Annotated in this window: 5 protein-coding genes and 3 pseudogenes; 2 read left to right on the forward strand and 6 right to left on the reverse strand. The window is 41.5% G+C overall.

Annotated features, from left to right (window positions below):
- Positions 1–80: 80 nt before the first annotated feature.
- Together ABLV66_RS25865 and ABLV66_RS25870 are read right to left on the reverse strand one after the other, a co-directional pair.
- The gene (locus ABLV66_RS25865; protein ID WP_348876322.1) at positions 81–530 is read right to left on the reverse strand and encodes a DUF1090 domain-containing protein; all 450 of its coding nucleotides are present in this window, start codon (positions 528–530) and stop codon (positions 81–83) included.
- 518 nt (positions 531–1,048) lie between these two features.
- Positions 1,049–1,492, reverse strand: a complete 444-nt coding sequence (locus ABLV66_RS25870) for a GNAT family N-acetyltransferase (protein WP_348876323.1) — start codon at positions 1,490–1,492, stop codon at positions 1,049–1,051.
- Positions 1,493–2,450: 958 nt separating this feature from the next.
- On the opposite strand from ABLV66_RS25870, the pseudogene ABLV66_RS25875 reads away from it, so the two are divergent.
- Positions 2,451–3,330 (forward strand): annotated as a pseudogene (locus tag ABLV66_RS25875) (IS3 family transposase); the annotation flags it as partial.
- 1,266 nt (positions 3,331–4,596) lie between these two features.
- Here the strand turns inward: ABLV66_RS25875 and ABLV66_RS25880 are convergent.
- Positions 4,597–5,220 (reverse strand): aminotransferase class I/II-fold pyridoxal phosphate-dependent enzyme, encoded by a 624-nt coding sequence (locus ABLV66_RS25880; RefSeq protein WP_348876324.1) that lies wholly within the window; start codon positions 5,218–5,220, stop codon positions 4,597–4,599.
- A gap of 218 nt (positions 5,221–5,438) precedes the next feature.
- Between ABLV66_RS25880 and ABLV66_RS25885 the strand changes: the two are divergent.
- Positions 5,439–6,159, forward strand: a pseudogene (locus tag ABLV66_RS25885) (Tn3 family transposase); the annotation flags it as partial.
- A 34-nt stretch (positions 6,160–6,193) separates the two neighbouring features.
- Here the strand turns inward: ABLV66_RS25885 and ABLV66_RS25890 are convergent.
- From ABLV66_RS25890 to sopA, 3 genes and pseudogenes are all read right to left on the reverse strand, one after another.
- Positions 6,194–6,364 (reverse strand): annotated as a pseudogene (locus ABLV66_RS25890) (transposase); the annotation flags it as partial.
- Positions 6,365–6,534: 170 nt separating this feature from the next.
- Positions 6,535–7,515 carry a ParB/RepB/Spo0J family plasmid partition protein gene (locus ABLV66_RS25895; protein ID WP_348876325.1) on the reverse strand — a complete coding sequence of 327 codons (981 nt, stop codon included), beginning with the start codon at positions 7,513–7,515 and terminating at the stop codon, positions 6,535–6,537.
- Complete coding sequence (sopA, locus tag ABLV66_RS25900; RefSeq protein ID WP_046883870.1) at positions 7,515–8,681, reverse strand: plasmid-partitioning protein SopA; 1,167 nt, start codon at positions 8,679–8,681, stop codon at positions 7,515–7,517. Before sopA ends, ABLV66_RS25895 begins: the two co-directional genes overlap by 1 nt.
- Between the last annotated feature and the right edge of the window lie 744 nt (positions 8,682–9,425).

Consider the following 9,425-nt stretch of genomic DNA (forward strand, 5'->3'; position numbering starts at 1 on the left):
TTATTAATAGTATAATTCATTCACCTATATTGATCTCTATAGGTGAATATATAATGTACTAAATCTATAGAATAAGATAATTAATTTTCAAATAATTTTCTTAGCTCTGAAAGTTCACTCTGTGCTTCTTTAAGTTTTCGCTGTTTTTTATACAATTTATCTGCATCATAGTAATCCTTATATTCAAAAATCTCACTCTCTAATTTTAAGATATCTCTTTCTTTTCTCTTAATTAAAGTATTGTAATCTTTACTTTTTACAGAAGGAGTGCAATATGCATCAATTTTGGATAAAGCTCTTTCAATTCCTCTAATTCTATTTATATTCCCATAAACATGAGCATATTCAAGCTCTCTCTCCAGATTTGCTTTTTTTGTCGCACATCCTCTTTCGGATAAGTAACCAGCTTCAGCTACGGAGCTTGTAACTAAGCTCATAATAATAATAATAAATTTGCTTTTAAACATTATTTTTACATTCCATATAATAAGAAATGAAAACCTCTCTTTAGAGGCTTCGATTGATCTCATCTCATCTCATCTCATCTCATCTCTGCATGCTACACTACTGTTATATAGCGTATACTTTGTTTAAGAAGAGGGAGAAGGGTAAACCTTTACACTTTTACTGGAAAATTGATCATAACAATTTTATTAATTAAGTCTATAGTTAAATCATAGAAAAATTCCTAATTTAAGGATAATCACATTTTCTAAAAAAAAAGTATAAAAAAAGCCAACTATCTAGCTGGCAATGTATTCAAGAGCATTTTGGTTTGCTTTGGTTTGGTTTGGTTTGGTACTTTTATATCGGATTAGAGTTTATATCTTGACTTATTTTTAAAAAATAAACTATAGATAACCCTCTTGCGATTTTTTCATAAAAAAGCCCGATCGAGATAACTTTAATGGTTTCTTAAAAATCTAGAATCAATAAAGTAAATATCATCAATAGCATTAATTAATATACTTCACCTGTATTTTATGGGATAACTTCAGGGAAAATAACCGCTATATCGGGCTAGTTATAAAACTAATTAATTACAACTTTAAAGAATACATTTATTGTAAACATAAAAATCATTATCTCTAACAAAACCATTTTGTTCATAAAGAGATTGAGCTTTAAAGTTATCTATACCCGTACTAAGCATAATAAATGCTGAATTTGACTCCTCACCAAGCTTTTCAGCTCGTTGAATAAGTGCCTTCGCAATACCCTTTTTTCTGTATTCTTTTTTTACAAAAAGATCATAAAGTAACCAAATGCGTTTCATTTCAAGCGAGCAGAAAAGAGGATATAATTGTGTAAAACCAACAACTTCATTGTTTTCTTCTATAAAGAATATCACCGATTCGCCGAGTTTCACTCTATTTAGAAGATAGAGAAATACCTCTTCTTTATTTGATTCAACATTATAAAAGTCACGATATGCTAAAAATAAAGGAAGAATCTTATCTACATCTTGTGGCTGTGCCTGATAAATTTTCATAAATATACCTCTTTAAAATCACAGGACTATTGTAATACAAAAAGAAGAAAGGTAAAGAGTTAATAACGGAACTGTAGATATTGATGATATCTTTCCAAGTCCTGTCAATTTAACTTTGCAGTAAAATTAAATTTAAAATGTAACAGGAATTATGTTAAAAAATCATCATCAATACATTATTCATCTGTAAGTAATCAGGTAAAACGATACATTCACTTTTAGAATCCCTCCGAAATATCGATTATGGCTTCCTGAGGAGATTATTATGTGTAAAAGCCGACACACTGAACCACAAGAGCATTACTATTTTGAAGTTTGTAGAAATCTGACGTACCGTCATCCGATAGCTTGAAGCCATACTGTAAAACTTAAAAGGCAAATATAGAATCATAAAATATCAACAAAATAAAACTTTAAGAATAAATACTGACATCTAGAATAGATTTTTCTGTTCTCAACCCTGAATGCCAAGCACTTACAATGTTATTGGAAAATAAATTTAGGAAAGCAATAAAGCGTAAACCAGTTCTTTATCTGATAATGCAATTTGCCATGAGTTTATATGAGGCCTGTTGGACGTTATCTCTGGGCAAGACAGTGTAGTTTTATCAACGCAATACTTTCGGTGATCTATGCACTAACTAAATAAGAAAAACATCATCAATGCTATGTTTTAAGAGGCAGTTCCAGTTGCGGCATAGATATGGTAATGCATTGAATCATAGACACATTTACAGGATTTACAGGATTTACAGCCTGCTAAAACTGCATTTTCACCGTAAGCGCAAATAACGGCTACTGATACGTAATCTCTATCCACTAACCAGGCTGGAAGCCATGAACCAGAGCTGGTTTATCTATTTTATACACCGGCCGACATGTAAGTATCCCGCATAATCGTGCCATTCATATTTAGAGATCCTCCGGCATAATCAATCCGTCAACAAAGGAGATCGCCATGCGTAAAGCCCGTTTTACTGAGCATCAGATCATCGCCGTGATTAAGTCGGTTGAAGCAGGACGAACAGTTAAGGATGTTTGCCGGTAGGCCGGTATCTCTGAAGCGACTTACTACAACTGGAAGTCTAAATACGGCGGTATGGAGGCTTCTGATATTAAAAAGAACAAGGAGCTTGAGGACGAGAACCGAAGCCTCAAAAAGATGTTTGCCGATCTGAGCCTTGAGAACCGGGTGCTGAAAGACGTTTTCGAAAAAAAGCTTTAAAACCAGCGATAAAGCGTGAACTCGTCAGCTATCTGACGGCGCAATTTGCCATGAGTTTACGCCAGGCCTGCAGGACGTTATCGCTGAGCAGGACGGTCTAATTTTATCATCCCGATATCCGGCGTGATGAACCGGTGATCCATGCGCTGACTGAGCTGGAAGAACGCTATCCGCGCTACGGTTTCAAGAAGTTGTTCCGCTGCTGCGCAGGCAGGGCAATACCTGGAACCATAAACGTGTTCACCGGATTTACTGCCTGCTGAAACTGAATTTTCGTCGCAAGGGAAAACAGCGGCTGCCAGTGCGTAATCCAGCACTACTGGCGACGCCGCAAGCGTTAAACCAGAGCTGGTCCATCGATTGTATGCACGATGCCCTTTTCTGCGACAGACGATTCCGGACCTTCAATGTGGTGGATGATTTTAACCATGAAGCACTGACGATAGAAATCAACCTGAATATCCCGGCTCAGCGAGTCATCCGGGTGCTGGACAGGATCGTGGCAAACCGCGGCTACCCGCTGAAAATTCGGATGAACAACGGGCCAGTGCTGGTCTCGCTGTTACAATGTACCAAAGAACATGACGTCCAGTTCAGATTTATTAAACCGGGTAATGAGTGGTGTAACACTAATGGTTAGATTTAAACATGATATAACTTATGCTTTTATATGCGTCAACATACTTTATAAAAAGCAAAGACAATTGAAAGAAATAATGGTTACATTGCAATTAGTAAATTTATAATAGCTTCCTTTCCATTATAAATACATAAGTATACGAATTATTATGACAGACAATTAAAAATCTGTCATAATACACTGACAATTACTTAACAGTTCTAGAAATTAGAATTTATTAGTCTGCCATCCTCCCTTTCATAGTTGATACTCTATACCAAAAGATATATATTGGAGCGTAGATAATTAACGCCAACAATAAAATGACATTTTCAGTTTCCACTAATACCAAAATATGTACAATAAACATAGCTAACATTGCCAAACATAATAGCAAATGTATCATCTTATTATTTTTTGCATATAATGCATATTTATAAAGCATATAATCACAATCTTCATTCAGCCAAAGAATGATATTATTTATAATCTTTCATGACTTTGCAACAAGGATTTATGTGATAAATTCTTAAAATAGTAACATACACCTATAATCGATAATCATACAATCAGTAGATGAATGAATCGCTCCTCAAATCCTATTTTATCATCTAAAAAATTGAGAGTGAGTAATGAGCAGTGAGTTTAAACACCTATGCAGGAAAGCCCATTGCTTCAGCATGCGGCAAGTGAGCTCCGGCCGCTGGTCCGTTTTTATCATCGACGGATAGCCTCGAAGCAGTGCAATAGTGTCCAGAATATGTATAATCTGACGCCTGAAATCCCGAATGCGGCGATATTTGTATGAAATCGTCTATACGGATCAGGTACTTGCTTCTGCGACCGGTGGCCGGTGGCCGGTGTATCCATGACGAAATCCATTAACCAGTTTTGATAGGGTGTCGCCGGGCAAAGCAACGGCAGACGATCCGTCTGTCAGGCCTTTAAAACTCCCCGATTGTGGTTGTCGTTAGTACTTTTGCCCTAGAGCCACCTGTAGTGCCTCCTTATCAAGTATGACTTAGGCAGGCAGCTTCTTGAACCTGACGTTCTATTCGGAGTCAGTTTGGATATCGAAAATTATTGTACGTTAAGACTAAATAGGTATGTGCCCACATAGTGGGGGTGCAATGTCTAACCAGCAGCCTGGCCGTATGCAGGCCCCCGCTGTTTCTCCATTTGGAGACGTTTCTCCTGTATCGGAACTGATAGACACCAAATATGATGAACGCCATCCATAAAATAATTAATCGCAGTACGTTATAGGATAATTTTACCCCACAGTGTGGGGCAAATAGTGTAATTTGTTCTACGCGTCCTGCCATTTTTGGTATGCCAATCATCGAGAGTAAAAAACGGCAGATGGCGCTTGCCTGGCAGCGTTAAATCACTGTGCACTTCATCAGACAGAATAATGACGCCAGCAAGCTTGCAATAGTGACTGACTTTTTCCAGCGTTTCTCGCGACCACACCATACCGCCCGGATTATGCGGCGAAGGGAAAAGAAATATTTTGCACCGCTTGAGTTTCTCGCTGAAATCATGCCAGTCAAATTCGTAATGACCGTCTTTTTCAATGAGGCGCGTTTGAATCAAATTTCTGCCGCTGGTTTTTACCAGATTAGGATAGGGGTCATATATTGGTGTACAGGTTAAAATATTATCGCCCAGACGGGTAAGCGCCATTAAAGAAAGTACGATAGTTTTTATGACACCGGGAATAAAATGCAACCAGTGCGGCTTGATGTCAGTATCATACTGTTGTGCATACCAATGGATAACGGACTTTTTCCATTGCGGATAATCCATGTTATAACCTTGTACTGGCTGTGACACCACCGAGCGCAACGTGCTCATGATTGGCTCTGGCGTTACAAAATCCATATCTGCAATCCACAGCGGTAATTATGGGTCAAGCGGCAGATACGGGGTATTTTTTACCATTATATAGAGGTCCTGAACAATTAATCTGACCATAGAAAACGCTAAAGCATGTATATAGCTTAACCGAAAAAAATGCCATTTGCTCTCCATTTTTGCGAATTTATTCCCAAAAGCTAAGATCCAGTGCCTATTGTTTGCTGATCTGAGTTATCGGGAATGGTTTCACCGAACATGTCTTTGCCATGATGCATCTGCTGGGATTTGCGTTCTGTCCGCGAATCAGGGATCTCCACGACAAGAAGCTGTTTATCTAAGGGAAAGCGGACCAGTACCCGGAGCTTCAGCCACTGATATCAACGACGAGCCTGAATCTGAAAGAGATCGAACTTCACTGGCGTGAAGTGCTGTGTCTGGCAACCTCGATAAAGCAGGGAACCGTGACGGCATCCCTGATGCTGAAAAACTGGCCAGCTATCCCAAACAAAATGGCTTGGCAAAGACGCTGAGAGAAATTGGCCGCATTGAGCGGACGCTGTTTATGCCCGACTGGTTCCGCGATCCGGTTCTTCGTCGGCGGGTCCAGACGGGACTGAATAAAGGAGAAGCCCCTAACGCGCTGGCGCGAGCGGTATTCCTGCACCGTCTGGGTGAAATCAGGGATCGTAAACCGGAAAATCAGAGCTACCGCGCCAGCGGGCTGACGCTGCTGACGGCAGCTATCTCGCTGTGGAATACCGTCTATATGGAAAGAGCGGTCGATGCCCTGAAGCGTAAAGGGATGAATATCAACGAGCAACTGCTATCGCATTTGTCCACGCTGGTCTGGGAACACATCTATCTTACAGGCGATTATATCTGGAAAAGCAACCGGATACCGGCTTTAGGTAAGTTTCGTCGGCTGCGGCCAGCTAAAGTAGGAAGGTCAAAAAACGACCTTAACGTACAATAATTTTCGATATCCAAACTGACCCCTATTCTTCAGGCGCTTAACCTCTGTCACCATCATACCGCCATACTTCTTGCGCCAGGAATATAAGGTGGCACCGGAAATAGTGTGCTTACGGCGGAACTCGCGGGCAGAAATCCCAGCACAATCCTCGCGGAAAATACTAATGATCTGTTTGTCGAAAGAACGCCTCTTCATGGGGATAACCTCATGTGGGTTATAGAGACATTACTAACATCAGTGTGTATTAATTAACGGGGGAGTAGATCATTAAGTACCAAGCGTTACCAGAATAAAGGAAAAAGGCCAGCTTATTAATTATAAACAGACCTTCAGGTATACTCATTAAATCAAAAATAATAATTCAATCAGTTAATTCTAGTTTTACTTTCTTCAAGCTCCTTCAAAACTTCTTCTATTTTTCTAAAAAATTCTACTGGTAACCTACTTCTGTCGAGGTTCAGGATCATTTTATCTCCTTTATAAAGAGCAGAGGCTCCTGGAGCATATTGATGGCGTAAATTCAGATTTTTACGGTCTGTCGTCGATTGTTTTAGTACAGAAGTCAACAGCATGATCAATTCATCTGCTTCAAAGATGACACCGGCTTTTTTCTGATCATGAAGCTTAATTGCCTGTCGTTCAAGCAGCTCCTCTTTACCAGCAAAAGCCTTAAGAAGCGATTCTCCGGCACGGGCCGACAGTTCTCCCGGGTGAGAGAAGAGGGCAACAACGGTTCTCGGAAGCCGGGCCGTGTTTAAACATCGGGAGATAATTTTACGGGAAATATTCTCCGCATCAGCCAGGGCAGAGATATTGCCCGCAAATTCTGTATCAAGACGGTATGCATAGCGTTGGCCACGCTCGAAAGCACTGGTAGGACGATAATCATTACCCAGCCGAGATAAGGCTGACATCTGTTCATCATCAAGTTCACCGACCAGAATACGATACTCACTGGAAGTCAGGATCGCCGCTTTCCGACGACGACTCCCGTCAGCGACCTCAATGATACCTGATACACGGCGCCCGAAGGCCGGAGTCTGTTGACCTGCCAGAAGAAAAGAGGGGATCAAATCATCGAGGGCGTCTTCAGTCAAAAGTTCTTGGTCACGCTCGTTACCTGACCAGACACGGGACATTTCTTCAACGGTATTTCCCGGAAGGGTCTCCAGTGTAAATTTGACCTCGCGACCGCACACAGGAAGTGAAATCGTATTACCACGGGCCATTGCACCAACGCGTGCAATCAGTGAGTCCACCATGGGTGCGGCAGGTGCCGGAGACTGTACAGTGTCTGCCGGTGTGGTTTTCATTGTATGTTTAGGAATCACAGGGGCGCGCTTCATTATCTGATCTCCCAGCGAGGTTTAATCAGTCGATCAAAAATTTCATTACATACAGGTTCCCAGATGGAGAGGGCATTTCGCCATGCTCCAGTAGAAGAACGCTGATCAATGGCTTGTTCAAAGACCGTTCTCATACGGATCTGGCCTTTACCCACTTCATCTGTTTCACGCACCACATTCTTCAGTACCATTCCACCCCAGGCATCCCTGATTTGTTCTTCCATCCAGGGGGACTGAGAACCATTATTATTACTGTATTTCGTCAGGAGAATACGTACATCAGGCTCAAATCCTTTTAAATCCACGTTTTTCAGCAAATCTCGGAGCATATCGAAGAACTGCAATGCAGACGTATAATCAAATAATTCAGCCGGTGTCGGAATAATCAGTACATCAGCAGCGCAGACTACATTGATGGTGCCAATCCCTAGGTTCGGTGCACTGTCTATGACAACAACATCGTAATCATGTGCGACCGTTTCAATCGCCAGACGCAACATGAGGTGGGGATCGGTCGGCAGCTTGCCTTCATCAAATTTCCCCATGAGTTCTGTTTCGATACGATGCAGTGCAAGGCAGGATGGAATAATATCCAGCCCGGGCCAGCAGGTAGGTTTAACTGCATAACTGGCGTCATCTTTCTCCCCAAGATAGAAGGGAAGAAGAGTGTCTTCAGCATGAATATGAAGATCGGGTACCCAGCCGTGGTACATGGAAGCAGTCCCCTGGGGATCGTTACCTTCCACAAGCAGAACCCGCAGCCCTTTTAGGGCAAGATCCTGCGCAAGATGAACAGAAACAGATGTTTTGTAGACTCCTCCTTTATGAGCAGCAACGCCAATCACAGGTGGAAAGGAATCTTCAGAACGTCGCAGGCGGGTCCCGAATACATCCCGCATATGATTGATTTGTTCAATCGTGTAGCCCACACGTTGTTCAACTCTTCCGCGGGTTTCCATATCGGGGTGTGGAAGCCGGCCGGCTTTTTCTGCATCCCTGATAGCCTGTGAGGAAACGCCCACTAAATCAGCTGCTTCGCCTATACGCCACCGACGTGTGATTTTCCGCGCTTCCGGGCTGTCATCGTTAAATTGTGCCACAGCTATGGCCTTTGTCATCTCATGACCAGCGTTAATACACTGGTCAAGCGTATCCATCAGTCCCATCTGAACATCCTTTAATCATAACTTTGCATTATTTTATTAAATCTTGGAATTTAATGCAAAGCAACAATAAAAGAGCAAAGGAGAAATAAAACTGCAAAGTTGTTCACATAATCATCATTTCATTACTGTGATATGAGACGTTTACGTACCTCAGTAAATATGCTCCAGCCGCTCGCCGCAGTAAGCAGGCGAGCAAAGTGAACGTGCGATGAGGAAGCGGAACGTCTACGGGCTGACATAAGGCACTGACGTACTTTATCTTCAGATAACAAACTGTTAACGCCAGATACTGGAATGAAAATTGACTGTGGAATGTGAGATATTCACTGTCGTATGCACGTGGGCGGTTGCCTGATGTTATGCTCTGTGGTGCTGTCTGAATGCATACTTTAGTCAATTTCTTAAGTGTGAGTGTAGCAAATGGATGACGGGAAAGGATCTTAGGTACATCCTGTAGAGTTGATTATCAGGCTGAAATGTCGGGAAATGGTTATTCATACCTCCGATCCAGTAATTGATCCTTTAAGAGATCATATTGAGATCATAAAGAGATCCCCGGATCGTTGTAGGCCCCGTCCTGACTATGCCAGGGCACTGCCGCCATTGACTGTGATGGGTAAAATATTGACTGTCGTATGGCTTTTCTAATACTGTGATATGCAACGGTATTTACTGAGGTATGTATTTCCGTTGACTGAGACATGCGTATATACTTGCCTTTGTGGATAACTGTTGGTGTTTAAA

The organism is Klebsiella sp. CN_Kp073, assembly GCF_040065495.2.
GTDB lineage: Bacteria > Pseudomonadota > Gammaproteobacteria > Enterobacterales > Enterobacteriaceae > Klebsiella > Klebsiella aerogenes.